Here is a 25,247-nt window from a genome sequence, read left to right as displayed (position 1 = left end):
GAATCCTAGCGTCGGACTGCTACGGTCGCGCCATGCGTGGATTAGCAGGCAAGTCAGTACTCGTTTCCGGCGGAAGCAGCGGGATCGGCGAGGCCGCCGTGGCCCGGTTCGTGGCCGAAGGCGCCCGGGTCTTCCTCTGTGGGGTGGACCGGGTCGCCGAGGTGGTCGACCGCTACGGCGCGGTGGGCGGGATGACCTGCGACGTGAGTAGCGAGGAGGACGTCGCCCGGCTGGTCGAGGCGGCCGAGTCGGCCCTGGGCGGGATCGACGTCCTGATCAACAACGCGGGCGTCGCCTGGCGGGAGCCGTTCCTGGAGATCGCGGCGGCGAACTGGGACCGGCTGATGGCGGTCAACCTGCGCGGCATGTTCCTCGTCGGCCAGGCCGTGGCCCAGCGGATGGTCGCGCGCGGGGCCGGTGGCTCGATCGTCAACATGGCCTCGACGAACGGGCTCAAGGCCGAGGGCGACTACGCCCACTACAACGCCTCCAAGGGCGGGGTCGTGCAGCTGACCAGGACGATGGCCGTGGAGCTCGGACGGCACGGCATCCGGGTGAACGCGGTCTGCCCCGGCTACATCAGCACGCCGCTCAACGCCGGGATCGCCGCGTCGCTGGGCGAGGAGTTCGTGGCGGCATATGCGCGCGAGCAGATCCCGCTGGGGCGGACGGGTTTCCCCGAGGAGGTCGCGTCCGTCTACGCGTTCCTCGCCTCGGACGAGGCGTCGTTCGTGCACGGAGCCGAGCTCGTCGTGGACGGCGGGCAGCTCGCGGTCATGTGATGCCTCTTGACCCGCTCCGATCTGTAGCCATAATACGGAAGAGCATTCCGTATGATGGAAGGAAGCTGAATGAGGGCTCTGGTCTTCACCGGTCCTGGCGTCGTCGAGCTCGACGAGGTGGCCGACCCGGTGGTCGCATCCGGCGAGGTTCTCTTACACGTCGCCGCCACCGGGATCTGCGGCAGCGAGCTGCACGGCGTCAGGACGCCCGGCTTCCGGGTCCCGCCGCTGATCATGGGGCACGAGATGGCGGGGACGACGGACGCGGGCGTGCCGGTCGTGGTCAACCCGATCCTTTCCTGCGGGAGCTGTGACCTGTGCGGGCGCGGGCTGCGCCAGATCTGCCGCTCCCGCGAGATCATCGGTGTGCATCGGCAGGGCGGGTTCGCCGAGCGGGTGTCGGTGCCGGCGAGCGCGGTGCGCCCGCTGGCCACCGGGCTGAGCTGGGAGCGGGCGGCCGTCGTGGAACCCGCCGCGAACGGCGTGCACGCGTGGGCGCTGGCCGGGCGGCCCGCCGGTGGGACGGTCGGCGTGATCGGCGCGGGGGCGATCGGGCTCGTGTGCGCTGCCGTCGCGCTCGCCGGAGGGGCTTCCCTGGTCGAGGTGGCCGACCGCTCGGCCTCCAGGCTCGACGCGGCGTCCCAGCTCGGCGTGCACGCGACGGGTACCGCGCTGACCGGCGAGTACGACGTGGTCTTCGACGCCGTGGGCACGCCGGAGACGCACCGGCAGTCGATCGAGCGGATCAGGCCGGGGGGCGTCACGGTGTGGCTGGGGCTGGCGAACCCGGAGGCGGGGTTCGACTCGTCGGCTCTGGTGCGTACGGAGAAGAGGATCTTCGGGTCGTTCGCCTACACCGACGCGGAGTTCGAGGAGGCGGCCGAGCTGGTGGCCGGGTGGGAGCTGCCCTGGGTGCGCAGCTATCCGCTGGCCGAGGGCGCCGAGATCTTTACGAACCTGATGGAGGGCGGCGAGAGTCCCATCAGGGCGCTGCTCCGCCCGTACTGAGAGGACATGTCATGACGCGGATTGTTTTCATGGGCGCCGGGAGCGTGGAGTTCACCAAGAACCTGCTCTCCGACCTGCTCGCCATGGAGTTCGCCGACTCCACCACGATCGTGCTGCACGACATCGACGCCGAGCGGCTGGAGACGGCCACGGCCATGGCTCGCTGGATGGTGGCGAAGCTGGGCGTGGGCACCGCCATCGAGGCGCACGTCGACCGCAGGGCCGCGATCGACGGCGCCGACTACGTGATCAACGAGATCGCGGTGGGAGGGTATGCGGCGACGCGGATCGACTTCGACGTGCCCGCGCGGTTCGGGGTGCGGCAGACCATCGCCGACACGTTGGGCATCGGCGGCATCTTCCGTGCGTTGCGCACGATCCCGGTCATGGTGTCGCTGGGTGAGGACCTCGCTGAGCTGGCCCCGTCCAGCCTGCTGATCAACTACACGAACCCGATGTCGATGATCCCGCGCGCCGTCTACGAGGGGTCGCCGTTCAAGCGCGTCGTCGGCGTCTGCCACTCGGTGCGCGACACCCAGGCCAGGCTGGCCGCGCTGGTCGGCGTGCCGGTGGACGAGATCGCCTTCCAGACGGCCGGGGTCAACCACCAGGCGTTCGTGCTGCGCTTCGAGCACCGCGGCGAGAACCTCTACCCGCGCCTGGACGCCGCGATCGCCGCCGACCCCTCGTTGGAGCGGACGGTGCGGGTGGCGATGTACCAGGCGTTCGGCCACTTCCCCACCGAGTCGAGCGAGCACGGCTCGGAGTACCTGCCCTGGTTCCTGCACCGCGACGACCAGATCGCGCAGCACCGCATCCCCGTCGGGGTCTACCTGGAGTGGTGCGAGGAGAACCTCGACACCTACGCCGAGGCCAAGCGGGCGCTCGCGGCGGGGGAGGGCGTGGAGATCGAGGCGACCTCCGAGCTGGCCTCGGAGATCATCCACTCCATCGAGACGGGGATGCCCAGGGTCCTTCATGCCAACGTACGCAATGGGGGACTGATCACCAACCTGCCCGACGACGCGTGCGTCGAGGTGCCGTGCCTGGTGGACAGGGCGGGCGTGCAGCCCACCCGCGTCGGCGACCTGCCGCCGCAACTGGCCGCGCTCAACCGCACGTTCCTCAACGTCGGCGAGCTCACGCTTCGAGCGGCGCTGGAGCGGCGCAGGGAGCACGCCTACCACGCGGCCATGCTCGACCCCAACACGGCCGCGACGCTTTCGCTGTCGGAGATCCGTTCCCTGGTCGACGCCATGATCGAGGCGCACGGGCTGGAGTTCTGATGGTCGTGGACGCCCACAACCACCTGGGCCGCTGGCTGACCGGCGACTGGGCGGTGCCGTCCGTGCCCGACCTGCTGGCCATGCTCGACTCGGTCGGCGTGACCACGGTCGTCAACCTCGACGGCCGGTGGGGCGACGAGCTGGAGACCAACCTCGACCGCTACGACCGCGCCCACCCTGGCCGGTTCGTCACCTTCTGCCACGTCTCCTTTGACCGCCCCGAGGCTATGGTCGCCTCGCTCGTGAAGTCAGCTGAGGCGGGCGCGGCGGGGTTGAAGGTCTGGAAGGACCTCGGCCTGCACATCCGTGACGACCGCGGTGACCTGGTCCTTCCCGACGACGTACGGCTGGCGCCGGTGTGGGAGGCGGCGGCCTCGCTCGGGCTGCCCGTCTGGATCCACACCGCCGACCCGGTCGCGTTCTTCGAACCCGTCGACGCCTCGAACGAACGCAGGGCGCAGCTCCTCGTCCACCCGGAGTGGTCGTTCTGCGACCCGGTTTTCCCGCGCTTCGAGCGGCTCATCGCTTCGCTGGAGTCGTTGGTGGCGGCCAACCCGGCGACGACGTTCGTCGGGGTGCACGCCGGGTGTTATCCGGAGAACCTCGACTGGGTCGGGCGGATGCTCGACACCTATCCCCACTTCAACATCGACATCGCCGCCAGGCTCGCCGAGATCGGCCGGGTGTCCGAGGCAGCCAGGGCGCTGATCCTGCGCCATCCCGACCGGGTGCTGTTCGGCACCGACGACTTCCCGCCCTCCGCCGAGACCTACGCCACCCACTACCGCTTCCTGGAGACGGCCGATGAAGACTTCCCGCACGGGGACATCCTGATGGGCGACTGGACGATCAGCGGGCTCGACCTGCCTGCCGCCGTGCTGCGGTCGGTCTACCACGACAACGCGGTGCGGCTGATCCCGAAGCTCCATGCGCGCTGAGGTCGCGTATCCGCTGGCGTTGGAGCTGGGCGAGGGTCCCACCTGGGACGCTGCGGCCGGTCGGCTGATCGTGGTCGACATCCTGCGATCCGAGGTCCACCAGCTCGCGCCGGACGGGTCCGACGAGGTCGTGCGGGTCGGGCAGCACGTGGGCGCGGCTAAGCCACGCGCATCCGGCGGGCTGGTCCTGAACCTGCGCGACGGCGTGGCCTTGGAGGACGGGACATGGCTGGCGCACTGGCCCGTCCCGGGGCGGCGCGGCAACGACGCGGCGGTGGACTCGTCGGGCCGGTTGTGGGCGGGCACCATGCGCTACGACGAGGCGGCGGGCGGCGGCTGCTTGTGCCGCGTGGGGGAGACGACGGAGTTCATCACCGAAGCCACGGTGAGCAACGGCATCGCCTGGAGCCCCGACGACCGTCTCATGTATTACGTCGACAGCGCCACCCGGCGCATCGACGTCTTCACCTATGTGGACGGGAACGCCGTGAACCGCCGCCCCTTCGCATCGGTGCCCGAGGGCTTCCCCGACGGCCTGACCATGGACGCGTCGGGCTGCGTGTGGGTGGCCATCTGGGACGGCTCCGCCGTACACCGGTACGCCCCGGACGGGCGGCTGGACCTGGTGATCGACCTCCCCGTCGCCCGCCCGACCGCCTGCACCTTCGTCGGCCGGGACCTGTACATCACGACGGCCACCATCGGCCTGACGGACCCGGCCCCACCGGCAGGCTCGGTGCTCGTCATTCCTGACGCGGGCTCAGGACTTCCTTCCGTCCCCTTCGCCTGGTGACCGCCTGTGCCACAGGGATCAACAGGATCGGGCAGGCGAGCGCGAGCCCGAGACAGGCCACCAGCGACCACTGCGTGAAGAGGGCCAGCGCGCAGAAAGCCGCAGGAACGAAGAGCAGGACGCTTCTCACCGGATGATTCCGGCGCTCCCAGCGCTCCACCATCCCCGATGGCAGCAGGAGGGGCCCCCAGACGACGGCGGCCACCACGCCCATCACGATGCCTCGCTTCTCACTCATCATGAGGACCACGCTGATGAGGGGCACGATCATGAGGAGGCGTAACCAGGGCTTCATCCCGTGATCCTCTATCGGTAGGCGCTGGCCTGCAAGGTGTAGAGGTCGGCGTAGAGGCCGTTCAGGGTCATCAGGGCCGCGTGGGTGCCCTGTTCGATGACCTTGCCGTGTTGCAGCACGTAAATACGGTCGGCGTACCGGACGCTTGCCAGGCGGTGGGTGATGAGCAACACCGTCCTGCCCTCGGCGTGACCGCGGATGCGTTCGAACAAGGCGTGTTCGGCGCGTGCGTCCAGCGCGGCCGTCGGTTCGTCGCAGATCAGCAGCTCGGCGTCCCGGTGGAAACCTCGGGCGACGGCGATGCGCTGCCACTGCCCGCCGGACAGCTCCTGGCCGTCCTTGAAACGGCGGTCCAGCAGCGTACGGTAGCCCAGCGGCAGGTCGGCGATCACGTCGTCGGCGCCCGCCACCGACGCCGCCGAGTGCAGCGCCGCCTCCCCCCGGTCAGTGCCCATCGTGATGTTGTAGCGGGCGGTCAACGGCCACCGGGTGTGGTCCTGCGCGATGACCGCGATCCGCCGCCTGAGGTCCTCGGGATTGACCTGGGCCAGGTCGGTGTCGTCCCACTGCACCACCCCCTCGTCAGGCGCGTACAGCCCGGAGAGGATCTTGGCGAGGGTGGTCTTGCCCGACCCGTTCTCGCCCACGAAGGCGACGACCTCCCCCTGCCTGATCTCGATGGACACCCCGCGCAGCGCCGGCGCGGACCCGCCCGGGTAGGAGAAGGTCACGTCGGTGGTCGCGATGCGCCGGAAATGCGCGGGCACGGGCTGCGCGTCCAGGTCCGGCAGCCGCCGCTCCGCGTCGGCGCAGAACACCAGGAAGTCGGTGAAGTACAGGCCGTCCTCGTACAGGCGGTTCGTGGCGTACAGGAGGTTGCCGAGCGACTGCTGCCCGGACCTGATGGCGAGTACGGCGGTGCCGGCCACGGCCAGCGGGATCGCGCCGACCGCGAGCAGGAAGCCGAGCGCCAGGTAGACCAGCCCGGTGCCGATCCCGCCGAGCGCCTCGCCGACCAGCTTGGCCACCGTCTGCCGCCTGGCCAGCCGCAGCATGACCTCCTGCTCCGCCCTGGCGACGGCGTCGTACATCCGCAGCAGGAAGTCGCGCATGGTGAACGAGCGCACCTCGGCGGCGGGCTCCCGCTCGGCCAGTAACTCCGCGATGATCCACTTGCGCCGCCTGGCCGGGATGAGGCTGTACATCGTGGTGTAGCGCATCCGCGCCGCCCGGATCGCGGCCCACGCGTCGGGCACCACGGCCAGCAGGAGCAGCGGCAGCAGCACCGGGTGCAGCACGCCGAGCACCCCGGCGACCGCGCCGATCCCCACGGCGGCCGTCACGACGTCGATGGCCGAGGCGACCACGGAGTCCGCCACGGCGACCCCGCGGTTGTTGGCCCGTTCGAGCGCGTCGTGGAAGTCGGGGTCGTCGAAGGCGACCAGGTCGACGCGGCTGGTCAGGCCGTACAACCGCTCCTCGGTCAGCCGGGAGATCTGCGGGGTGAGGCGCGACTGCGCCCAGCCCGCACCGGCCTGCATGATCGCGCGCAGGATCCCGGCCGCCGCGACCAGGGCGAGGCTGGGCAGCGTGGCGAGGACCCGGTCGAGGGTGGGCCCCTGGCTGAACAGCGCGGTCAGCACGCCGGTGGTCGCCAGCAGGCCGAACGCGGTGAACACGCCGCCCAGCAGGTTGAGCGCGATCGTCGCCAGGGTGTCGCGCGGGCTGGCCGTCCAGGCCATGCGCATCGCCTGGCCGACCAGGGAGGGCAGCTTCCTGGCGATCGTCAGGAAGCCGACGGCGGCCATGGTGTCGGAATGGGCATACCAGTCGGAGATGGTGATCTCACCGATTTCCAGCGGCTCATCGGACATATGTACGAGTCTCGGTCCTCATCCTGCTGATGGCTATGACCACCGCGACCAGGGCGAGGGTTCCTGAGACGGCCAGGAGGGGCTGGAGGCCGCCGCTCGGGACGACGGCGACGAGGAGTCCGGCCAGGGGGTTGGCGAGCAGGGCCACCAGGACCATCAGGGAGATGGTCGCGCCGAAGGACTCCTGCGGGATGACCTTGGAGCGGATCGTGCGCAGGAAGGTCATCACCGCACCCAGGGTGCTCGTGGCCAGTGCCGCGCAGACGAAGAAGGCGGGGAAGCCGGAGGACAGACCGGCGCCGACGCCGCCCAGAGCCGTGACGGCCAAGGTGACCAGGCCCGTACGCAGCAGCCCGCCGCGGGAGATGCCGCGTTCCGCGAGCTTGATGCCGAGCAGCGAGACCACGGAGGCGACGGTCCACAGGGCGCCCACGGCGGTCTCGCCCTGCCCGAACCCCTTCATGATCACCGCGGGAGCGCCCACGGTCAGCAGGGCGAAGACCAGGTTCACGGGGAACTGCGCCACCATGACCCAGAGCAGCACGGGATGGGCGCGCACCACCCGGATCGCCGTGGTCAGAGCGCCCCGAGGCTCTTCCACGGGCGCGGGCCGTACCGGGGAAAGGGGGCGGGCGAGCACGCCCGCGAGCAACGCCAGGACGGTCACCAGCGCCAACGCCGCCACGACGCCCGCCTGGACGAGGAAGGCGGCCATGAGCGGCCCGCAGAGCATCGTGATCTCGTCCACCATGCCCTGCCTGCCCTGGATCCTGGCGGTGTCGTCGGGACGCGCGTCACACAGGGCGCTGGTCAGGGCCTCGCCCGCGATGAACGTGGTCTCGAACAGGGCGCCGGACGCCGCGCCGAAGACGAGCGCCAGCCACCAGGCCGACGGCCAGAGGATCAGGCCGGTCACCGCGACGGCTCCCAGCGTGACCCGCGCGGCCGAGGCCAGCACGAACACGCGTCCCGCGCCCCAGCGGTCGACGAGCGCCCCGGCGCGAGGGATGGCCAGGATCCTGGGCACCCACTCGGCGACGTAGCTCAACCCGGCGAGGGCGGTGCTGCCCGTGGTGCTCAGGACGATCAGCGGCAGCGCGAACTCCATCAACGAGGTCGCCAGCAGGTCGAGAGCGCGAACTAGGTAGGTGCGAATCACCTGGTCAGCGTGGTCTCCGCCGTTTGACGCCCCGTCGACGCGCCGTTGATGGGGCTCAGGTGGTGTGCAGAACGAGCTGGTTGTCGCTCACGTCGGCGTTTATTTCGTCCCCCGGCTTGATGTCGCCGTTGAGCAACATCGTGGACAGGCGGTTGTCCATCTCGCGCTGGATCGTCCTGCGCAGCGGCCGGGCGCCGAACTCCGGCTTGTAGCCGCGCTCGGCCAGCCAGTCCTTGGCCTCGTCGCTGACCGTGAGCCGCACGTCCTGCGCCTCCAGCCGCCTGGTGGTCCTGTCCAGCAGCAGCGAGGTGATCTGGCGGATCTCCTCCTTGTCGAGCCGGTGGAAGACGATGATCTCGTCGATCCTGTTGATCAGCTCGGGCCGCAGCTGCGTCTGCAGCAGGTCCATGAGCTGGTCGCGCAGCTCGGCCGGGTCGCCGTTGTGCATGAGGATGAGGTTGGAGCCGAGGTTGCTGGTCATGATGACGATCGTGTTGGTGAAGTCGACGGTACGGCCCTGCCCGTCGGTCAGGCGGCCGTCGTCGAGGATCTGCAGCAGGATGTTCATCACGTCGGGGTGGGCCTTCTCGATCTCGTCGAGCAGGACCACGGTGTGCGGGCGCCGCCGTACGGCCTCGGTGAGCTGGCCGGCCTCCTCGTAGCCGACGTATCCGGGCGGCGCGCCGACCAGGCGGCTGACGGTGTGCTTGTCCTGGAACTCCGACATGTCGATGCGGACCATGTGGTCCTCGCCGCCGAACAGCGCCGCGGCCAGGGCGCGGGCCAGCTCGGTCTTGCCGACGCCGGTCGGGCCGAGGAACAGGAAGCTGCCGATGGGCCTGTTGGGGTCGGACAGTCCGGCCCTGGCCCGCCGTACGGCTTCCGCCACGGCGTCGACCGCCTCGTCCTGTCCGATCACCCGCTCGTGGAGCTGCGACTCCAGCCGCAGCAGGCGGTCGCGCTCCTCCTCGGTCAGCTGGGTGGCCGGGATGCCGGTGAGCCTGGACACCACCTCGGCCACGTCCTGGACGACGACCTGCGGCACGTCGTCGTGCCCGTTGCGCGCGTCCTCCAGCTCCGGGCGGAGGCGGTCGATCTCGGCGGTCACCTCCTTGGCCCGGTCGTAGTCCTCGTTCCTGACCGCCTGGTCCTTGTCGCGGTGCAGCTCCTCCAGGCGCGCTTCGAGCTCGCGGACGTCGTCGGCCGGGGTCATGGCGCGCAGCCGTACCCTGGCCGAGGTCTGGTCCATCAGGTCGATGGCCTTGTCGGGCAGGAACCGGTCGTTGATGTAGCGGTCGGACAGCCGGGCGGACGCCTCGACGGCGTCGTCGCTGATCTTCACCTGGTGGTGCGCCTCGTAGCGGTCGCGCAGGCCGTACAGGATGCCGACGGTGTCGTCCACGCTGGGCTCCGGCACCAGGATGGGCTGGAAGCGGCGCTCCAGCGCCGGGTCCTTCTCGATGTTCTTGCGGTACTCGTCGATCGTGGTGGCGGCGATCACGTGCAGCTCGCCGCGGGCCAGGGCGGGCTTGAGCATGTTGCCCGCGTCCATGCCGCCCTCCGACGCGCCCGCGCCGACGAGGGTGTGCACCTCGTCGATGAAGACGACCAGCTCGTCGCTGTGCGCGGTGACCTCGTCGATCACCTTCTTCATCCGCTCCTCGAACTCGCCGCGGTACTTCGACCCGGCCACCAGGCCGGACAGGTCGAGCGCGATCACCCGGCGGCCCTTGAGCGTGTCGGGGACGCTGCCGTTGACGATGCGCTGCGCGATGCCCTCGACGATCGCGGTCTTGCCGACGCCGGGCTCGCCGATCAGCACGGGGTTGTTCTTGCGCCGCCTGGACAGCACCTCGATGGCCTGCTCGATCTCGTCCTCGCGGCCGACGACCGGGTCCAGCTTGCCGTCGCGGGCCTCCTCGGTGAGGTCCCTGCCGTACTCGTCGAGGGAAGGCGTGTTGGTCTCGCGCTTCTTCCCTGCGGGCTCGGGGCCGGACGCCATGATCGTCTCTTCCAGCTCGCCCGCCGAGACCCCGGAGGCCGCCAGCAGCCGCGCCGCCGGGGAGTCCGGGTTGGCCGCCATGGCCAGGAGCAGGTGCTCGGGGCCGATGTAGGAGGAGCCGAGCGCGCGCGAGATGCGCGCCGCGTCCAGGAACGCCTTCTTCACCGCCGGGCTCACCGTGGTCGGGACCTCGCCCTCCTGGCCCCTGGGCAGCAGCTCGGTGATGCGCTCGTCCAGGGCCTCCGGGTCGGCTCCGGCGTTCATCAGCAGGGTCCGCGTGCCAGGCTCACCCGTCGCGGCCTGCAGCAGGTCCAGGCTGTCGAGGTCGGCCGCGCCGCGCGCCGCCGCCAGCTCCTGGCCGCGCCGCAGCAGGCCCCTGGCCGGTTCCGTGAGCAGCTTGCCCAGGTCGACGCGCTGGACGCTCGGCCGGGCGGGCGGCCAGGAGTCCATTCCGCCGAACAGTGACTCGAACCCACGGAAAGGATCTTGGCCGCCGAAGAACGACCCGAAAGGTGACGTCGTCATGCTGGGCTCGTTGCCGCTCCCCGTTCTCGGCAACACCAACAAAACGGCAAATATCACTCCGTAACGGACTCCACCTCGACCCGGGTCATCGGCAGGAGGCTCGCTCCCACCAGGATGCCGAGCGTGATCGCCAGCACGATGATGACGGTCTGCAGCAGGTCGCCGGCGCCCGAACCCTGTCCCGTCACCAGCTCGCTCACCCCGGTCAGCCCGACAGAGCCGGGCACCAGCATCCAGAACGACGGCAGGAACAGCACCTGCGCCGGCGTGGTGGTCCGCCGCTCGACGAAGGCGGAGATGAGCGGGATGGCCAGACCCGCAGCGAAGGCGCCGAACGCCGTCCCGGCCATCGCCGTACCGGCGAGCTGCGCGGCGCGCTCGATCATCAGGCACGCCACCAGCCACGGCAACACCTTCGGCTGGGCCGAGTAGAAGACGAGGAAGCCCACCCCGAGCAGCAGCACGCCCGCCCATGGAGCCCATCCGACCAGGACCTGGTTCCGGCTCGCCCCGTCCAGGGCGGTGTGCACGGTGGCGATCGAGGAGCCGACGAGGATGCCGAAGGCCAGCAGCAGCAACACGTTGACGCCGCTGGCCAGGCGCCCGACCCCGGCGAGCATGTTGCCCTTGGCCAGCTCCATCGTGCCCATCGTGAGGGCGCTGCCGGGCAGGAAGGCGATCAGCGGCGGGATCAGCAGCTCCTCAGGCGGCATGTGGAGCAACGGCCCGGCCCACTGCAGCGACACGACCGTCACCGCGGCGGCCGCCACCACGGGCATCGCGGTCGCCAGCACCGGAAAGCGCAGGCCGAGCAGGCGCAGCACGCCCACCCCCACCCCGAGGACGGCCCAGCCGGCCACCGCCTGCCACGTGGGGTGCTGCAGCAGGCCGAGCCCCACGGTCAGCACCATGTACCCGCCGATCGACGCCACCGGGCTCACCCGGGACGGCATCTCGCGCACCGTCTTCAGCTCGGCGCGCACGTCCTCGATCGGGATCTCGTCCGCGCGGGCCCGGCTGACCAGGGCGTAGAGCGCCTGGACCTGGTCCAGGCGCAGCTGGGCGTTGTCGACCGGGAGGAAGTCGACGACCTCGTCACCCCAGTCGCCGACCCGGACGAACAGGCCGGTCGGCACCACGAACGACCGCGCCCGCACGCCGTACCTCGCGGCCACGTCCCGCAGGGTGTCCGTGACCTGCTCCGTCGTCTCGCCCGCCTGCAGCAGCGCGCTGCCGAGCTCGCACAGCAGCGCGGCCAGGCGGCGGGTCCACATCGACTCCTTCTCCGCCTCGGGCAGCAGGGTGACCTGGTCGCCGGAGGAACGGCCGCTCAGCAGGCGGCCCAGCACCTTGCGGAGCAGTCGAACGATTCGCATGGCGGTCTCGTTGCCTGAGGTGGATCAGGCAAAGCCCGGTTTCTTGCGAAGCCTTGGTGTTGATCGTTGCCAGTCGCGGCGAGGTAGTCAGCGTGATCTGGGACGACCTTGTCACCGTGGGCGTCCCGCTGGCCGAGAAGGTCATCAGGACGGTCGTGGTGTACCTCGCGATCCTGTTCCTGCTGCGGCTGGCAGGCAAGCGGGAGCTGGCGCAGCTCAACACGTTCGACCTGGTGGTGATGTTGCTGCTGTCCAACGTCGTGCAGAACGCGGTCATCGGGCCGGACAACTCGGTGCTCGGCGGGCTGATCGGCGCCGCCGTACTGCTGGGGGCCAACGCCCTGGTCGTGCGGACGGCATCGCACTGGCCCCGGCTGAACCGGCTGCTGGAGGGGGAGCCGACCGTCCTGGCGCGCGACGGGCACTACGACCTGCCCGCCATCCGCCGCCTGGGGATCAGGCGGGCCGACATCGCGGTGGCGGTCAAGAAGCAGGGCGGCGACCACATCACCGACACCGAGCTGGTCACCCTGGAGCCGGGCGGCCGCCTGCTCGTACGGCTGCGCAGCGACGAGGAGGACGCCTCCGCCGGTGACATCGCCATGCTGCACGCGCAGCTCACCAGGATCGAGCGGCGGCTCGACGAGCTCAGTGCCCGGCCCCCAGAGCGGCCTTGAGCGCCTCGAAGGCGACGTGCGGGTGCGCGAGCGCGTGATAGACGCCGGGAATCTCGCGATCGATGTGGAAAAGCTGATACACGGCGTGCATCGCGCCCCGCACCGAGTACTCCACGGTGAAGACCACGTCCTCGGGCACCTCGACGTACTGGCCGAGGAAGGCGAAGTTCCGCGCGTCCCTGGGCACCACGAGCGGGCGGTCCTCCACGTGCCTGGGCTGCAGCGGGCTGGTGACGTACGGCATCGTCACCGGGATCACCCGCGTCGAGCGGCGGATCTCGGCCAGGTCGTCCTCGAAGCCGAGCTGGTGGACCAGCTCCGTGAGGATCTCCCGCCCGGTGGCCTCGGCCATCGGCTTGCGCACGTGGTCGCCCACCCGGTCGGGGAGCAGCCCGTATCCCCACAGGGTGAACACGTCGTCCGGCTGGCCGACGAAGTACGGCTGGTGCGGGACGACGATCGACATCAGCCAGCCAGAGTCGACGAACGTCGTCAGCCCTCCGGTACCCGGCGCCTTGCCCTCGATCCGGCGGAGCAGCAGCGGGCTGTGCATGGTGAGGGTGAACGACTCGAACTTTGTCTGGTCCACGTTGCCGGCGAACGCCGCGGGCCTGCCGAAGTCCGCCGCCTTCTCCGCGATGCGCTCCCATAGCCGGAAGCCGCCGTTCTTGGTCAGCTCGGGCGGGGTGTCGTCGTCGCCATAGGTGCTGTCGGCGGTCATCGAGCCCAGCGTGACGAAGACGTAGTCGCCGGGGCCGAGGTCGTAGCCGCCCGCCGCGGTGACGATCCTGGTGGCGCGGCGGCCTTCGAACTCCACATCCTGTACGGCTGCGCCGTACTCGAAGTCCACCCCGTGCTTGGTCAGCCACTGCTGCACCGGGCGGACGATGGAGTCGTACTCGTTCAGCACCGTCCGCCGGACGCCGCTCAGCGTGTGGAGGCGCGGGAACTCCTGGGCGAAGCGCAGGAAGGAGCGCTTGAGCTCGATCGCGCTCGACCACGGCTGGAAGGCGAACGTCGTGCGCCACAGGGCCCAGAAGCGCGTGCGGAAGAAGTGGCCGGAGAAGTAGTCGTCGATGCGCCTGGCGCCGATCGCGCGCTCGGGCAGGGCGAGGATGCGCATGAGGTCGGCGCGGTCCCTGGCGTCGAGCCCCAGGGAGGCGGCGTCGAGGATCTCGTGGTCGGCGTCGACGAGCCTCGCGCCCGCGTCGGTGTATCTGGTGCGGTTGAAGTCCCAGATCTCCTGCTTCACCGTCGTGCCGGGGTCGGTCAGCGTGGGGATCGAGCCGAGCAGGTCCCACAGGCAGGCGCAGGTCTCCTCGCCCAGCATGCGGGTGCCGCGGGAGACGTACCCGGTGTCGGGGTCGCCCGCGCCGTCGAGGGCGCCACCGGCGATGTGCAGCTCCTCGAGGATGCGGATCTGCGATCCGTCGAGGCCTGCGTCCCTGATGAGGAAGGTGGCTGCCGCCAGCGAAGCGATCCCGCCACCTACCAGGTAGGCGGTCATAGGTGGGGAGATGCCCGTATTCACCGCCCCAGCAGCCCCCATGGCCGGATATTTACCGACTCAGGCGGCAGGAATGGCCCAGACCCAGATGATCGACGTCAGGGCGATCACCCCGGGAATGTAGGTGAGCCAGTCGTTGCGCAGCGCCATGCCGAGGAGGGCGACCGCGTAGCAGACCGCGGCCACGACGGTCGCGGCCATGGACACCCCGGCCCGGCCGTCCACGATCGCCGTGGTCCAGGTCAGGAAGATGGAGATCGGGGCGAGCAGTGCGAGGAGAAGGCGCATGCCGGTGAAGCTAACCGCCGGGCATTGACGGTTTGTTAATCCGGACAGAAGGTGACGGGAATGGGTTCTAGCGTGGGCTCATGACTGATTACTGGTGGGAGCCGCCCGTCGCGGGCACCGAGGTCGAGCACCTGACCGGCGCCCTCGACCGGCTGCGGGCGACGTTCCGGTGGAAGGCCGGTGGCCTCGACGCGGCCGGGCTGCGGGCCCGGGTCGGCGCGTCCACGCTCACCCTGGGCGGGCTGCTCAAACACCTCGCCCGCGCCGAGGACGAGATGTTCAACACCAAGCTCAGCGGCGCCCCCCTCGGCCCGCCGTGGGACACCGCGCCCTGGGACGCCGACCCGGACTGGGACTTCACCTCGGCCGCCGACGACACCCCGCAGGCCCTCTACGCACTATGGGACTCCACCGTCGAACGTTCCCGCGTGAAGCTCGGCAAGGCCCTGGCGGAAGGCGGCCTCGACCAGCTCGTCCACGTGGCCTACCCCGACGGCCGCCACTGCAGCCTGCGCCGCCTGCTCTGCGACCTGATCGAGGAGTACGGCAGGCACACCGGCCACGCCGACCTGCTCCGCGAGTCCGTGGACGGCCTCGTCGGCGAGGACCCACCTGCTGGCTATCAGCCGTCGACGCTCAGCTGAACGGTCACCACGTCCCCCACGTCAAGCCCCTCGGCCCTGCGCACGTCCGCCTTCACCGGCACGAGGTAGCGCCCGTCCTTGGGGAACAGCGACGTCGTCCACCGCGTCCCCCTGATCCGGGCGGTGACCGGGATCATCCCCCACCCGTAGCTCACCCGCCCGGCGGTGGCCTCCAGGTCGTGGCACTCCTCATCGGGAACGGTGATGAAATGCCACGGCGCCGGCCCTCTCCAGAACCACACCTCGCCGCTGAACTCCAGCTCCATGGAGCGTCACTCTACGGTGACCGGCACCGGCGCGCTCCGCGACCTCAGGGCGAGGAGCAGCGAGGCCGCCGTCAGCGCCGCGCCGAACCAGAAGGCGCTGCCGACGCCCAGGTGGTCGGCGAACAGCCCGCCGACGAGCGCGCCCAGCGCGATCGAGGTGTTGTAGCCCAGCGTGTTGAGCGACATGGCGGCCTCGAAGGTGTCCGGCGCAGCGGCGAGCGTCATGTTGATCTGGCACAGGTTCATGGCGCCGAAGGAGACTCCCCAGAGGGCCACCGCGAAGACCAGCGCGCCCGGCACCTGGAGCAGCAGCAGTGAGGCCACGAGCCCGGCGCAGGCGACGACGAAGCTGCCCCGCAGGTTCTTGGTGACGGTGTGCCCGGCGACGAAGTTGCCGACCGCGCCGCCGACGCCGTAGATGACCAGCAGGACGCTGATGTTGGCCGCGTCGTTCTCCGCGAAGGGCCGGATGAAGGTGTACGCGGCGAAGTGGCCGAGCACGTACAACGCCACGGTGAGCATCACCATGCGCAGCCGTACGTTCCGGAACGGGAGCGTGAGGACCTCGCGGACCGGGACCGCGTTCTCCGACGGCAGCGAGGGCACCAGCGCGGCGACGGCGAGGAACACGACCGCGCTGAGCCCGCTCCAGATGAGGAACGTGGTCCGCCAGCTCGTGAGGCCCTCCAGGAACGTGCCCAGCGGCATCCCCACCACCGTGGCGATCGAGATGCCGGACAGCGCGACCGCCGCCGCCCTGCTGGCGTGCCGTTCAGGGACGAGGCGCATCGCCATGCTCACGCCGATCGCCCAGAACACCCCGTTGGCGAACCCCATCACCAGCCGCGTGGTCAGGACCAGCGGGAAACTGGGCGAGACCGCGGTAATCAGGTTTCCCAGCGCCAGGATCGCCAGCAGCGCGGACAGCAGGACGCGCCGGTTGACCCGCCTGGTCCAGGCCACGATGAACGGCACGCCGAGCCCGGCCGAGAGGCCGTAGAGCGTCACCATCAATCCGGCGACGCCCACGGAGATGTCCAGGCTCGTGCTCACCGGCGTGAGCAGGCCGACGGGCATCAGCTCCGTGGTGACGAAGACGAAAAGGCTGGCTGTGATCACGGCGACGCTCAGCCATGATCTCCAAGAGTTATCTTCCATGGAAGATAACTTATTTTCCGTGGAAGCTATAGTCAAGGCATGGCCATGGAAGACGGGGTGGACCGGATCGTCGCGCAGTGGCAGCGCCAGCGGCCGGACCTCGACCCCAGCCCGATGCACGTGATCGGGCGGATCAGCCGCCTGCACTGGGCGCTCGACGAGCGGTTGCTGCGGGTGTTCTCCCGCTATGACCTGGGGCGGGGAGAGTTCGACGTGCTGGCCACGCTGCGGCGCTCTGGCGAGCCGTACGAGCTGACCGCCGGGGAACTGGGCGAGTCGACCATGGTCACCTCGGGGGCGGTCACCAAGCGGGTGGACCGGCTGGAGCGGGCCGGGCTGGTCGCCCGGCGCGCTGCGGACGACGACGCCCGTGGCCGGCTGATCAAGCTCACCGCCCGCGGGCTTCAGGTCATCGACGACGTCGTGGGAGAGCACGTGGAGCACGAGGCCAGGCTGCTGTCCGGGCTGACAGGCGAGGAGCGCGACACCCTCGCCGGCCTGCTGCGCAAGCTAGGACAGACGCTGCCCGTGGACTAGGACGCCGTCCACGTAGGTGGCCGTGACGGTCGTGGCGCCCAGTTCCTCGACGGGGACGGCGTACGGGTCGCGGTCGGTGACCACGAGGTCGGCGTACTTGCCCGCCTCGATCGTGCCCGTGCAGTCGTCGAGGTGGTTCACCCACGCGGTCCCGCGCGTGTAGGCGGCGAGCGCGGTGGTCAGGTCGAGCCGCTGGGCGGGGAGGAACGCGGGAAGCCCGGAGCCGAGGTGCGCCCGGTTGACCGCGACGTGGATGCCCTCGAACGGGTTGGGGCTGCTGACCGGCCAGTCGCTGCCCGCGGCGAGCGGGACCCCGGCCCGGTGGAGGTCGCCGAACGGATATTGCCAACCGGCCAGCGAGGAGTCGAGGAAGGGCAGGGTCAGCTCGTCCATCTGCGGCTCGTGCGCCGCCCACAGCGGCTGCAGGTTCGCGGTGACGATGAGCGCGGCGAAGCGGGGCACGTCGTCGGGGTGGACGACCTGCAGGTGGGCGATGTGGTGCCGGTTGTCGCCCGGCCCGTTGACGGCGTGCGCGGCGGCGAACGCGTCCAGCGCCTCCCTGGCCGCGCGGTCGCCGACCGCGTGCACGTGCACCTGGAAGCCGAGCGCGTCCAGCCGGGTGACGTAGCCGCGCAGCTTCTCCGGGTCGACGAAGCTCAGACCGGAGTTGCCGCAGTCGTGCACGTAGGGGACGGTCATCGCGGCGGTGAAGTTCTCCGCCACGCCGTCCTGCATGATCTTGACGCTGGTGGTGCGGAACCGGCCCGTGGTGATCCGGCGGTCGATCAGCTCGGGGATCTGCTCCTCGCCGCGGTCCCTGTCCCACCACAGCGCGCCCACGACGCGCCCGGTCAGCAACCCGGACGCGGCCATGTAGGTGTCCTGGACCTGCTGGTTGACCAGCGCGTCCTGCCAGGACGTCACGCCCACGGCGTGCAGCTGCCGCTGGCCGACGGCCAGCGCCTCCAGCATCATCGACGGCGTCGGCTCGGGCACGTGCCGCCCGACCAGCTCGGCCGCGCCCTCGTGCAGGGTGCCCTGCGGGGCGCCGTCAGGCTCGCGCTCGATGCGCCCGTCCGACGGGTCGGGGGTGCCGGCGTGCACGCCGGACATCTCCAGCGCCCTGGTGTTCACCCAGGCGCCGTGCCCGTCGCTGTTGACCAGGTACACGGGCCGGTCGGCGACCACGGCGTCGAGCAGCTGCCTGCTGGGCGTCCCGCCGGAGAACCACTCCATGGACCAGCCGCCGCCCGAGATCCACCCGGACGGGTTGGACCGCGCGTAGGAAGCGATGAGGGCCAGCGCCTCGTCGGCCGAGCCCGCCTCGTGCAGGTCGCACCTGATCATCGTGAGCCCGGCGAACACCGGGTGCACGTGGGCGTCCTGGAACCCGGGCAGCAGCGCCCGTCCGGCGAGGTCGACGACCTCGGTGCCCGGCCCGACGAGAGCCTCGACGTCGCCCACCGCGACGATCCGGCCCTGCCGTACGGCTGCCGCCTGGGCGACGGTGCCCGCCGCGTCGAGCGTGTGGACGGGGCCGTTGCGGAAGACCAGGTCAGCGTGCATCGGGCAGGGCCTCCTGGAAGGACCACGGGCGGACGCGTTCGAGCGCGGCGCCGAGGTGGAAGACGGTCGCGTCGTCGTAGGTGCGCCCGACGATCTGCACGCCGGTGGGCACGCCGCTCGACGAGCGGCCGGACGGGACGGCGAGCACGGGGCAGCGGCTGGCGATGTTGAAGACGGGGGTGAGCGCGTAGCCCAGGTAGTGGTCGAGCTCGACGCCGTTGACGGTGAGCTTGGTGTCGATGTACTCCTCGCCCGCCAGCAGGCCGGGCGCTCCCGTGGTCGGGCAGATCAGCGCGTCGTAGTCGTCGAGCAGCGGCCCGATCCTGGCGTAGACGTCCGCCTCCAGCTCCAGCCCGGTCAGGAAGTCGCCAGCGTCCCGCGTGTCGGTCACGAAGGCGCGCGCGTAGGCGGTGAGGAGGTCCTGGTCGGGGATCCTGGCCACCATGGGCCCGAAGATCGCGCCGAAGTGGATGAAGACAGCGCGCATCACATCGGCTCGCCGTAGCCCCACCTCGACCTCCTCGACGATCGCCCCGGCCTCCCTGAGCGCGTCGGCGACCGCGGCGGTGTTGGCGGCGACCTCCGGCTCGATCTCCCAGTCGCCCAGGTTGGGGGCGAAGGCCACCCGCATCCCCGCCACGTCCCCGAGCCGTTCAGGCAGCCGTACGGCAGGCCGCAACGACACCACGTCCAGCGGATGCGGCCCGGCGATCACGTTCTGCAGCAGCGCGCAGTCGGCCACCGTCCGCGCCATCGGCCCGTCGTGGCAGTAGTGGTCCAGGTTGTACGGCGGCATCGCGGGCACCCGGCCGTAGGGCGGCTTGTAGCCCACGGTCCCCGTGTTGGCAGCGGGGATCCGGATCGAGCCGCCGATGTCGGAGCCCGTGGCGAGCGTGGCCGTCCCCGAGGCGAGCGCGGCGCCGGAACCGCCGGACGAGCCGCCGGGGGAGTAGTCCAGGTTCCACGGGTTGCGGGTGACGCCCCACACCTTGGAGTGGGTGAAGGCGGCGCAGCAGAACTCGGGCGTGGTGGTGCGGGCGTGCACGATCCCGCCCGCCGCCTGGATGCGCTCGATGACCGGGTGGGTCACCAGCGCCACCTGGTCGGTGAAGGCCAGCGAGCCGTCCGAGGCGATCCGGCCGGTGATCGGCTGCTCGTCCTTGGTCGCGACCGGCAGCCCCTCCAGCGGGCGCGGGTCGCCGCCCGGGGCGTAGGCGCGCTCCGCCTGCTTGGCCTGGGCCAGCGCTTCCTCGAAGAGGCGCTCGCTCAGCGCGTTGACGTGCGGTTCCACGGCGTCGGCCCGGTCGATCACGGAGGTCATCAGCTCGACGGGCGACAGGTCGCGCGACCTGAAGAGCCGCAGGGCTTCCGTGGCGGACAGGTAGTTCACAGCAGCCTCCTGGCGGCGGCAATCTGGGCGGGATCCCAGCCGGGCCGCGGCACCGAGTGCAGCAGCAGGCGGGTATAGGGGTGTTCTGGGGCGGACAGCACGCGCCGGGTGGGCCCGGCCTCGACCACCTGCCCCCGGTGGAGCACGACCACGTCGTCGGCCAGGTGCTTGACCAGCGCGAGGTCGTGGCTGACGAACACGTAGGCGACGCCGAGGTCGCGCCGGAGCGCGGCGAGCAGGTCGAGGATCTGCGCCTGGATGGACACGTCGAGCGCGGCCGTGGCCTCGTCGAGGATCAGCACCTTGGGCTCGGTGGCCAGCGCCCGCGCGATCGCGACCCGCTGGCGCTGCCCGCCGGACAGGCGGCGCGGCAGCGCCCCCGCCTCGCGCGAGCCGAGCCCGACGAGGTCGAGCAGCTTGTCGCGGCGGGCGGCGCGCTGCTGCACGGTCAGGTCGAAGTGCAGGCGCAGCGGCTCCTCGACGCTGGCCGCGACGGTGATGCGCGGGTCGAGCGACAGGTAGGGGTCCTGGAAGACCATCTGGATCTCCCTGGCCCTGGTCAGCCGCGCCGTCCTCCCTCTGGGTACGGCCAGCCGGTCGCGCCCCTCGACGAGGATCCGGCCCGCGTCGGGCCGTTCCAGGCCGACCAGCATCCGCGCCGTCGTCGTCTTGCCGGAGCCGGACTCGCCCACCACGGCGAGGGAGCGGCCCGTTTCGAGGCTGAAGGAGACGCCGTCCACGGCCAGGTGGCCGCCGAACGCCTTGCGCAGCCCGTCGGCTTCGAGCAGCTTCATCCGCCGACCTCCTCTGCCCGCAGGCATGACACGCTCGCGCCGTCGACGATCCGCAGTTCCGGCCGATGCTCGCCGCACAGGTCGCGCGCGTGGGCGCACCGCTCGGCGAACGCGCAGCCCGGCGGCGCGTCGGCCAGTGACAGCGGTCGTCCAGGGATGCCGTGCGGCGGCGTGTCCGACTCCAGCCTCGGCGTCGCCGCCAGCAGCCCGGCCGTGTAGGGGTGCCTGGGCCGGCTGAACAGCTCGGCCGTGGTCTGCTCCTCCACGATCCGTCCCGCGTACATCACGTAGATCCGGTCACAGATCGCCGAGGCCAGTTCCAGGTCGTGGGTGACGAAGAGCATCCCCATCTCCTGTACGGCACGCAGCCGCGCCAGGATGGCGATCACCTCGGCCTGCGTGCTGACGTCCAGCGCCGTGGTGGGCTCGTCGGCCAGCAACAGCTGCGGGTGCGCGGCCAGCGCCCCGGCGATCATGACGCGTTGCAGCATGCCGCCGGAGAACTGGTGCGGGTATCGGCGCAGCGCCCCGCGCGGATCGTTGATGCCGACGGCCTCCAGCAACTCGACCGCCCGCTCCAGCGCCTGCTTGTACGCCGTGCCCCCGGCGCGCAGCCCCTCGGTGACGAAGTCCCCGATCCTGCGCACCGGGTTGATGGAGGCGCGCGGGTCCTGGAAGATCATCGCCGCCTTGGTCCTGCGCAGCGCCTGGATCTGGGCTGGCGTCATGGCCAGCACGTCGTCGCCGCCGACCAGCAGGCTGCCGGAGGTCTCGGCGCCGCCGGGGAGCAGGCCGAGCACCGCGCGGCAGGTGACGGACTTGCCCGATCCGGACTCGCCGACCAGCCCGACGGCCTCGCCCTGCGCGACGTGCAACGAGACCTCGTCGAGGATCGGCCGTCCCGCCTCTGCCAGCCGTACGCTCAGCTTCTCGATCTCCAGCATCAGCGCTCCCGCTGGGCGACGCGGTCGGCGAGGCCCTCGCCGGCCATGCTGAAGGCGACCACGGTGATCACGACGGCGATGCCCGGTGCGAGCGCGGGCAGCGTCGCGCCCTGCAGCAGCGCGCCGGCGCCCTCGTTGATCATCGCGCCCCAGTCGGGGGTGGGCGGCTGGATGCCGAAGCCGAGGAACGACAGGGCGGCCAGGTCCATCAGCGCGTAGCCGAAGTTGATCGCGGACTGGGCGAGGACCAGCGGCGCGATGTTGGGCACCAGGTGCTTGACGCAGATCACCCAGCCGGACCAGCCCTGCACCCGGTAGGCCTGGATGTAGGGCCTGGACATCTCCGCCATGGCCACGCCGCGCACCAGGCGGCCGACGTACGGGGCGTACGCCACGCTCATCGCGACGATGGGAGCGGTCAGCCCCGGGCCGAACAACGACACCATCATGATCGCGAGCAGCAGCGCGGGGAAGGCGAAGATCAGGTCCATGCCCCGCGACAGCAGCGTGTCGACGATCCCGCCGCACCAGGCGGCGACCACGCCGAGCAACGCGCCGAGCACCGTCGAGACGCTCACCACGAGCAGCGGTCCGAGCAGTCCGGCCCGCGCGCCGTAGATCAGCCGCGACAGGATGTCGCGCCCCGACTGGTCGGCGCCGAGCAGGTGGTCGGCGCTCGGACCGCTCAGCGCGGCCGAGAAGTCCACCGCCAGCGGGTCGTACGGCGAGACGACCGGCGCCAGCGCCGCCGCCGTCACCAGGATCACCAGCACGACCAGCGCGACGACCAGCATGTTGTCGGCAGGCAGCCGGTATCTGCGGTAGAGGGGGACGGCTGTCATGAGCGTGCGCTCCTCGCGTGCGTGAGCCGCGGATCGATGAACGGGTGGAGCAGGTCCACGAGGAGGTTGGCCAGCGTGAAGGCCAGCACCACGAGCAGGCTGACCGCCTGCACGACCGGGAAGTCCTTGACCGTGACCGAGCCGACCAGCAGCTGACCGACCCCCGACAGCCCGAAGGCGGTCTCCACGATCGAGGTGGCCACCAGCAGCCCCGCGATCACGGTCCCGGTCACGGTGGTGATCGGGCCCATGGCGTTGCGCAGCACGTGCCTCCTGATCACGTCCCGCTCCTGGACGCCGCGCGAGCGGGCCACCTCGACGTGCTCGCGGGCCAGTTCCTCCAGCATCGACGAGCGCGTCACCCTGGCCAGCAGCCCGGCGAACGTCAGCGCCAGCGCCACGGCGGGCAGCGTCAGGTGCGCGATCCGGTCGCCGAAACCGCTGCCGTTGCCGAACGCGGGAAACCACCCGAGCTGTACGGAGAACAGCGAGATGAGGCTGATGGCCGCGACGAACGACGGCGTCGCCGTGGCCACCCCGGTGCCCAGCAGCACCATCCGGTCGACCGGGCCGGGGCGCAGGGCGGCCAGCGCCCCGAGCGCCAGCCCGGTCAGCAGGATGAGCAGCCCCGCGTAGGCCACCAGCGACAACGTCGTGGGCAGCCGGGCCAGGATCAGCCCGGCCACGTCCTGGCGGAACTGCACCGAGCGGCCCAGGTCGCCGGTGAGCACGCCGCCGACCCACTTGACGTACTGGACGAGGAACGGGTCGTCCAGGTGGTACTGCGCCCTGATCGCCGCCAGCGCCTCGGGGGAGGCGGAGCGGCCCTGGATGAGGAACGAGGCCGGGTTGCCCGGGGCCAGGTAGACCGAGGAGAACACCGCGAACGAGGTCGCCACCAGGGTCGCCGCCAGGCCGCCCAGCCGTCGCAGGAGGAAGCCGAACATCAGCCGGCCGACCCGATCATGGCCGCCCAGGGGTAGACGAGCTGGGAGATGCTGGTCGGTGCGCCGCTCAGCCGCTTGTTGAGGAACATGCTGTGCGGCACCTCGTACAGCGGGATCCAGATCATGTCCCTGATCGCGATGTCCTGCAGCTTGGCCACGACGGCGGCGCGCGCGGCCGTGTCCGCCTGGGCGCCCGCCTCGTCGACGAGCCTGTCGTACTCGGCGTTGGAGTAGCCGCCGTAGTTGGCGAAGTTGCCGGTCTTGAGGATGCCGTAGAACTCCAGCGGGTCGGGCGTGGAGTCGTACCAGATCGTCATGACCAGGTCGATGCCCTCGCGCGCCTTGGGGTCGGAGAACAGCGCTGTGTACGCGTCGGGGGCGACCGCCTTCAGCTCGACCTGCAGCCCGATGGCCTGCCCTGCCGCCTGGACGGCGTTGGCGATGACCGAGATCTCGGGCGACATCGTGCTGGTCGCCATGACGAGCTTTTTGCCCGCCGCACCGGCCTCCTGGACCAGCTTCTTGGCGCCCTCCACGTCGCGGGTGAGCGCGGGCAGCTTGGCGTAGTACTCCTTGGCCAGGTCGGGGGCGATGCCCCACGCGCCGATCGCCGCTGGAGCCTTGGCCGGTACGGCGACGCCGGCCGAGGCCGCCTTGAGCACGCCCTCCCGGTCCAGCGCCATCGACAGGGCCTTGCGCAGCCGCAGGTCGCCGAGGGTGCCCTTGAGGTTGGTCGGGATGAGGTTGACCGCCGTGGTGTTGGGGCCGAAGTAGAGCTTGCCCGAGGTGGCGGCGGTCAGCTTGCCGAACCCGCTGGAGGGGACCAGGTAGCCCCCGTCCACCTCGCCGGACACCAGCGTGTTGACGCGGGTGGACGGGTCGGCGATGAACACGTTCCTGACCGTCGCGGCCTTGGCGGCGAGCTTGGCGTCCCAGTAGCCGTCGAACCGCTTGAGCGTGATCGCCTGGCCCTTCTCCCAGCCGGCGAACGTGTACGGACCGGTGCAGTTCACCCCCACGTCCGGACTTCCGTACCCGGGCTTCCTGAGGGTGGCGGCGCTCTCGATGGTGCCTGCCGAGGTGCCCATCTGCTCGTTGAAGAGCTGGTCGGGCTTGGTCAGGCGTACGGTGACCCGCATCGGGCCGCTCTTCTCCACGGACTTCACGTTCTGGTAGGCGGAGACCCAGTAGGAGCCGACCTTCGGGTCGAGGTGGCGCTTCATGCTGGCCACCACGTCGTCGGCGGTGAGCTCGCTGCCGTCGTGGAACCGTACGCCTGCGCGGATGGTGTAGACCCAGGTCAGCGGGTCGGGGGACTCGGCCTTCTCGGCGAGGCCCGGCTCCAGCTTCAGGTCGGGGGTGATCCGCATGAGCTGGTCGCACACGTTGGCCAGCACGGTGTTCGGCGGGTAGTCGAAGGCGTAGGCGTAGTCGAGCGACTGCGGCTCCGCGTACAGGGACCAGGTCACCGTGTCCACCGGGCCCTTGGCCGGGGGAGTGTCCTTGCTGATCTCGAAGGCCTTGCTCTTCGCCGACGGGGTCGTGCTCCCGCCGCAAGCCGCTGCGGCGAGCGCGGCGAACGCCACCGCGGCTCCGATCCGGGCTGTGCGCATCGGACCACCTCTTTCGGGCTCTTTCGGGTGGCTGCG

General features: G+C 70.7%; 24 protein-coding genes. 8 read left to right on the top strand and 16 right to left on the bottom strand.

Features of this window, described 5'->3' with window-relative positions:
• Nucleotides 1-32: 32 nt before the first annotated feature.
• The 5 genes from ACIBG8_RS43410 (at nt 33) to ACIBG8_RS43390 (ending at nt 4,807) form a co-directional block, all read left to right on the top strand.
• The gene (locus tag ACIBG8_RS43410; protein ID WP_397349106.1) at nt 33-782 is read left to right on the top strand and encodes an SDR family NAD(P)-dependent oxidoreductase; all 750 of its coding nucleotides are present in this window, start codon (nt 33-35) and stop codon (nt 780-782) included.
• Nucleotides 783-851: 69 nt separating this feature from the next.
• Nucleotides 852-1,790, top strand: a complete 939-nt coding sequence (locus ACIBG8_RS43405; protein WP_397349105.1) for a zinc-binding dehydrogenase — start codon at nt 852-854, stop codon at nt 1,788-1,790.
• Between the two features lie 11 nt (nt 1,791-1,801).
• On the top strand, nt 1,802-3,076 hold the full coding sequence (locus tag ACIBG8_RS43400; protein WP_397349104.1) for an alpha-glucosidase/alpha-galactosidase: 1,275 nt from the start codon (nt 1,802-1,804) through the stop codon (nt 3,074-3,076).
• Entirely contained in the window at nt 3,076-4,014 is a 939-nt protein-coding gene (locus ACIBG8_RS43395) for an amidohydrolase family protein (RefSeq protein ID WP_397349103.1), read from the top strand. Before ACIBG8_RS43400 ends, ACIBG8_RS43395 begins: the two co-directional genes overlap by 1 nt.
• Entirely contained in the window at nt 4,004-4,807 is an 804-nt protein-coding gene (locus ACIBG8_RS43390; protein WP_397349102.1) for an SMP-30/gluconolactonase/LRE family protein, read from the top strand. The genes ACIBG8_RS43395 and ACIBG8_RS43390 overlap by 11 nt, the downstream gene beginning before the upstream one ends.
• Here ACIBG8_RS43390 and ACIBG8_RS43385 read toward each other — a convergent pair.
• The 5 genes from ACIBG8_RS43385 to ACIBG8_RS43365 are packed head-to-tail and all read right to left on the bottom strand — an operon-like array spanning nt 4,758 to nt 12,038.
• Nucleotides 4,758-5,078, bottom strand: a complete 321-nt coding sequence (locus tag ACIBG8_RS43385; RefSeq protein ID WP_397349101.1) for a hypothetical protein — start codon at nt 5,076-5,078, stop codon at nt 4,758-4,760. The genes ACIBG8_RS43390 and ACIBG8_RS43385 overlap by 50 nt on opposite strands.
• 35 nt (nt 5,079-5,113) lie before the next feature.
• Nucleotides 5,114-6,976 carry an ABC transporter ATP-binding protein gene (locus ACIBG8_RS43380; protein ID WP_397349100.1) on the bottom strand — a complete coding sequence of 621 codons (1,863 nt, stop codon included), beginning with the start codon at nt 6,974-6,976 and terminating at the stop codon, nt 5,114-5,116.
• Complete coding sequence (locus ACIBG8_RS43375) at nt 6,966-8,135, bottom strand: MFS transporter (protein ID WP_397349099.1); 1,170 nt, start codon at nt 8,133-8,135, stop codon at nt 6,966-6,968. Before ACIBG8_RS43375 ends, ACIBG8_RS43380 begins: the two co-directional genes overlap by 11 nt.
• A gap of 55 nt (nt 8,136-8,190) precedes the next feature.
• A complete protein-coding gene (locus ACIBG8_RS43370) occupies nt 8,191-10,662 on the bottom strand; it encodes an ATP-dependent Clp protease ATP-binding subunit (protein WP_397349098.1) in 2,472 nt (823 codons plus the stop codon).
• A 53-nt stretch (nt 10,663-10,715) separates the two neighbouring features.
• A complete protein-coding gene (locus tag ACIBG8_RS43365; RefSeq protein ID WP_397349097.1) occupies nt 10,716-12,038 on the bottom strand; it encodes a threonine/serine exporter ThrE family protein in 1,323 nt (440 codons plus the stop codon).
• A 92-nt stretch (nt 12,039-12,130) separates the two neighbouring features.
• Between ACIBG8_RS43365 and ACIBG8_RS43360 the strand changes: the two genes are divergently transcribed.
• Complete coding sequence (locus tag ACIBG8_RS43360; protein ID WP_397349096.1) at nt 12,131-12,715, top strand: DUF421 domain-containing protein; 585 nt, start codon at nt 12,131-12,133, stop codon at nt 12,713-12,715.
• On the opposite strand, the gene ACIBG8_RS43355 is transcribed toward ACIBG8_RS43360, so the two are convergent.
• Together ACIBG8_RS43355 and ACIBG8_RS43350 are read right to left on the bottom strand one after the other, a co-directional pair.
• Nucleotides 12,687-14,222 carry an oleate hydratase gene (locus ACIBG8_RS43355; RefSeq protein WP_397349095.1) on the bottom strand — a complete coding sequence of 512 codons (1,536 nt, stop codon included), beginning with the start codon at nt 14,220-14,222 and terminating at the stop codon, nt 12,687-12,689. The two genes, ACIBG8_RS43360 and ACIBG8_RS43355, sit on opposite strands and share 29 nt — an antisense overlap.
• A 60-nt stretch (nt 14,223-14,282) precedes the next feature.
• On the bottom strand, nt 14,283-14,510 hold the full coding sequence (locus ACIBG8_RS43350; protein WP_397349094.1) for a hypothetical protein: 228 nt from the start codon (nt 14,508-14,510) through the stop codon (nt 14,283-14,285).
• Nucleotides 14,511-14,590: 80 nt separating this feature from the next.
• Here ACIBG8_RS43350 and ACIBG8_RS43345 point away from each other — a divergent pair, with 80 nt between their 5' ends.
• A complete protein-coding gene (locus ACIBG8_RS43345) occupies nt 14,591-15,154 on the top strand; it encodes a DUF664 domain-containing protein (protein ID WP_397349093.1) in 564 nt (187 codons plus the stop codon).
• Here the strand turns inward: ACIBG8_RS43345 and ACIBG8_RS43340 are convergent.
• Together ACIBG8_RS43340 and ACIBG8_RS43335 are read right to left on the bottom strand one after the other, a co-directional pair.
• A complete protein-coding gene (locus tag ACIBG8_RS43340) occupies nt 15,133-15,420 on the bottom strand; it encodes a DUF1905 domain-containing protein (protein ID WP_397349092.1) in 288 nt (95 codons plus the stop codon). The two genes, ACIBG8_RS43345 and ACIBG8_RS43340, sit on opposite strands and share 22 nt — an antisense overlap.
• 6 nt (nt 15,421-15,426) lie before the next feature.
• A complete protein-coding gene (locus tag ACIBG8_RS43335) occupies nt 15,427-16,578 on the bottom strand; it encodes an MFS transporter (protein WP_397349091.1) in 1,152 nt (383 codons plus the stop codon).
• Between the two features lie 39 nt (nt 16,579-16,617).
• Between ACIBG8_RS43335 and ACIBG8_RS43330 the strand changes: the two genes are divergently transcribed.
• Complete coding sequence (locus ACIBG8_RS43330; protein WP_397349090.1) at nt 16,618-17,115, top strand: MarR family winged helix-turn-helix transcriptional regulator; 498 nt, start codon at nt 16,618-16,620, stop codon at nt 17,113-17,115.
• Here the strand turns inward: ACIBG8_RS43330 and ACIBG8_RS43325 are convergent.
• The 7 genes from ACIBG8_RS43325 to ACIBG8_RS43295 are packed head-to-tail and all read right to left on the bottom strand — an operon-like array spanning nt 17,089 to nt 25,211.
• Nucleotides 17,089-18,681 (bottom strand): amidohydrolase, encoded by a 1,593-nt coding sequence (locus tag ACIBG8_RS43325; protein ID WP_397349089.1) that lies wholly within the window; start codon nt 18,679-18,681, stop codon nt 17,089-17,091. The two genes, ACIBG8_RS43330 and ACIBG8_RS43325, sit on opposite strands and share 27 nt — an antisense overlap.
• Nucleotides 18,671-20,071 (bottom strand): amidase, encoded by a 1,401-nt coding sequence (locus tag ACIBG8_RS43320; RefSeq protein ID WP_397349088.1) that lies wholly within the window; start codon nt 20,069-20,071, stop codon nt 18,671-18,673. Before ACIBG8_RS43320 ends, ACIBG8_RS43325 begins: the two co-directional genes overlap by 11 nt.
• On the bottom strand, nt 20,068-20,865 hold the full coding sequence (locus tag ACIBG8_RS43315; RefSeq protein ID WP_397349087.1) for an ABC transporter ATP-binding protein: 798 nt from the start codon (nt 20,863-20,865) through the stop codon (nt 20,068-20,070). Before ACIBG8_RS43315 ends, ACIBG8_RS43320 begins: the two co-directional genes overlap by 4 nt.
• Entirely contained in the window at nt 20,862-21,809 is a 948-nt protein-coding gene (locus ACIBG8_RS43310) for an ABC transporter ATP-binding protein (RefSeq protein WP_397349086.1), read from the bottom strand. The genes ACIBG8_RS43315 and ACIBG8_RS43310 overlap by 4 nt, the downstream gene beginning before the upstream one ends.
• The gene (locus tag ACIBG8_RS43305) at nt 21,809-22,651 is read right to left on the bottom strand and encodes an ABC transporter permease (RefSeq protein ID WP_397349085.1); all 843 of its coding nucleotides are present in this window, start codon (nt 22,649-22,651) and stop codon (nt 21,809-21,811) included. Before ACIBG8_RS43305 ends, ACIBG8_RS43310 begins: the two co-directional genes overlap by 1 nt.
• Nucleotides 22,648-23,598, bottom strand: coding sequence for an ABC transporter permease (locus tag ACIBG8_RS43300; RefSeq protein ID WP_397349084.1), 951 nt, complete (start codon nt 23,596-23,598; stop codon nt 22,648-22,650). Before ACIBG8_RS43300 ends, ACIBG8_RS43305 begins: the two co-directional genes overlap by 4 nt.
• The gene (locus ACIBG8_RS43295) at nt 23,598-25,211 is read right to left on the bottom strand and encodes an ABC transporter substrate-binding protein (RefSeq protein WP_397349083.1); all 1,614 of its coding nucleotides are present in this window, start codon (nt 25,209-25,211) and stop codon (nt 23,598-23,600) included. Before ACIBG8_RS43295 ends, ACIBG8_RS43300 begins: the two co-directional genes overlap by 1 nt.
• Nucleotides 25,212-25,247: the final 36 nt, after the last annotated feature.

This window comes from Nonomuraea sp. NPDC050556 (assembly GCF_044457355.1).
Classification (GTDB): Bacteria; Actinomycetota; Actinomycetes; order Streptosporangiales; family Streptosporangiaceae; genus Nonomuraea.
The sequence above is the reverse complement of the archived record's forward strand: the minus strand, read 5'-3'. Positions and strand labels throughout refer to the sequence as shown.

What these genes read in the sequence shown, in the direction of transcription:
- ACIBG8_RS43295 (WP_397349083.1), bottom strand. Translation starts at nt 25,211, where the DNA reads ATGCGCACAGCCCGGATCGGAGCCGCGGTGGCGTTCGCCGCGCTCGCC.
- ACIBG8_RS43300 (WP_397349084.1), bottom strand. Translation starts at nt 23,598, where the DNA reads ATGTTCGGCTTCCTCCTGCGACGGCTGGGCGGCCTGGCGGCGACCCTG.
- ACIBG8_RS43365 (WP_397349097.1), bottom strand. Translation starts at nt 12,038, where the DNA reads ATGCGAATCGTTCGACTGCTCCGCAAGGTGCTGGGCCGCCTGCTGAGC.
- ACIBG8_RS43340 (WP_397349092.1), bottom strand. Translation starts at nt 15,420, where the DNA reads ATGGAGCTGGAGTTCAGCGGCGAGGTGTGGTTCTGGAGAGGGCCGGCG.
- ACIBG8_RS43355 (WP_397349095.1), bottom strand. Translation starts at nt 14,222, where the DNA reads ATGACCGCCTACCTGGTAGGTGGCGGGATCGCTTCGCTGGCGGCAGCC.
- ACIBG8_RS43370 (WP_397349098.1), bottom strand. Translation starts at nt 10,662, where the DNA reads ATGACGACGTCACCTTTCGGGTCGTTCTTCGGCGGCCAAGATCCTTTC.
- ACIBG8_RS43405 (WP_397349105.1), top strand. Translation starts at nt 852, where the DNA reads ATGAGGGCTCTGGTCTTCACCGGTCCTGGCGTCGTCGAGCTCGACGAG.
- ACIBG8_RS43325 (WP_397349089.1), bottom strand. Translation starts at nt 18,681, where the DNA reads ATGCACGCTGACCTGGTCTTCCGCAACGGCCCCGTCCACACGCTCGAC.
- ACIBG8_RS43335 (WP_397349091.1), bottom strand. Translation starts at nt 16,578, where the DNA reads ATGGAAGATAACTCTTGGAGATCATGGCTGAGCGTCGCCGTGATCACA.
- ACIBG8_RS43380 (WP_397349100.1), bottom strand. Translation starts at nt 6,976, where the DNA reads ATGTCCGATGAGCCGCTGGAAATCGGTGAGATCACCATCTCCGACTGG.
- ACIBG8_RS43345 (WP_397349093.1), top strand. Translation starts at nt 14,591, where the DNA reads ATGACTGATTACTGGTGGGAGCCGCCCGTCGCGGGCACCGAGGTCGAG.
- ACIBG8_RS43310 (WP_397349086.1), bottom strand. Translation starts at nt 21,809, where the DNA reads ATGCTGGAGATCGAGAAGCTGAGCGTACGGCTGGCAGAGGCGGGACGG.
- ACIBG8_RS43315 (WP_397349087.1), bottom strand. Translation starts at nt 20,865, where the DNA reads ATGAAGCTGCTCGAAGCCGACGGGCTGCGCAAGGCGTTCGGCGGCCAC.
- ACIBG8_RS43330 (WP_397349090.1), top strand. Translation starts at nt 16,618, where the DNA reads ATGGCCATGGAAGACGGGGTGGACCGGATCGTCGCGCAGTGGCAGCGC.
- ACIBG8_RS43350 (WP_397349094.1), bottom strand. Translation starts at nt 14,510, where the DNA reads ATGCGCCTTCTCCTCGCACTGCTCGCCCCGATCTCCATCTTCCTGACC.
- ACIBG8_RS43390 (WP_397349102.1), top strand. Translation starts at nt 4,004, where the DNA reads ATGCGCGCTGAGGTCGCGTATCCGCTGGCGTTGGAGCTGGGCGAGGGT.
- ACIBG8_RS43410 (WP_397349106.1), top strand. Translation starts at nt 33, where the DNA reads ATGCGTGGATTAGCAGGCAAGTCAGTACTCGTTTCCGGCGGAAGCAGC.
- ACIBG8_RS43400 (WP_397349104.1), top strand. Translation starts at nt 1,802, where the DNA reads ATGACGCGGATTGTTTTCATGGGCGCCGGGAGCGTGGAGTTCACCAAG.
- ACIBG8_RS43385 (WP_397349101.1), bottom strand. Translation starts at nt 5,078, where the DNA reads ATGATCGTGCCCCTCATCAGCGTGGTCCTCATGATGAGTGAGAAGCGA.
- ACIBG8_RS43395 (WP_397349103.1), top strand. Translation starts at nt 3,076, where the DNA reads ATGGTCGTGGACGCCCACAACCACCTGGGCCGCTGGCTGACCGGCGAC.
- ACIBG8_RS43305 (WP_397349085.1), bottom strand. Translation starts at nt 22,651, where the DNA reads ATGACAGCCGTCCCCCTCTACCGCAGATACCGGCTGCCTGCCGACAAC.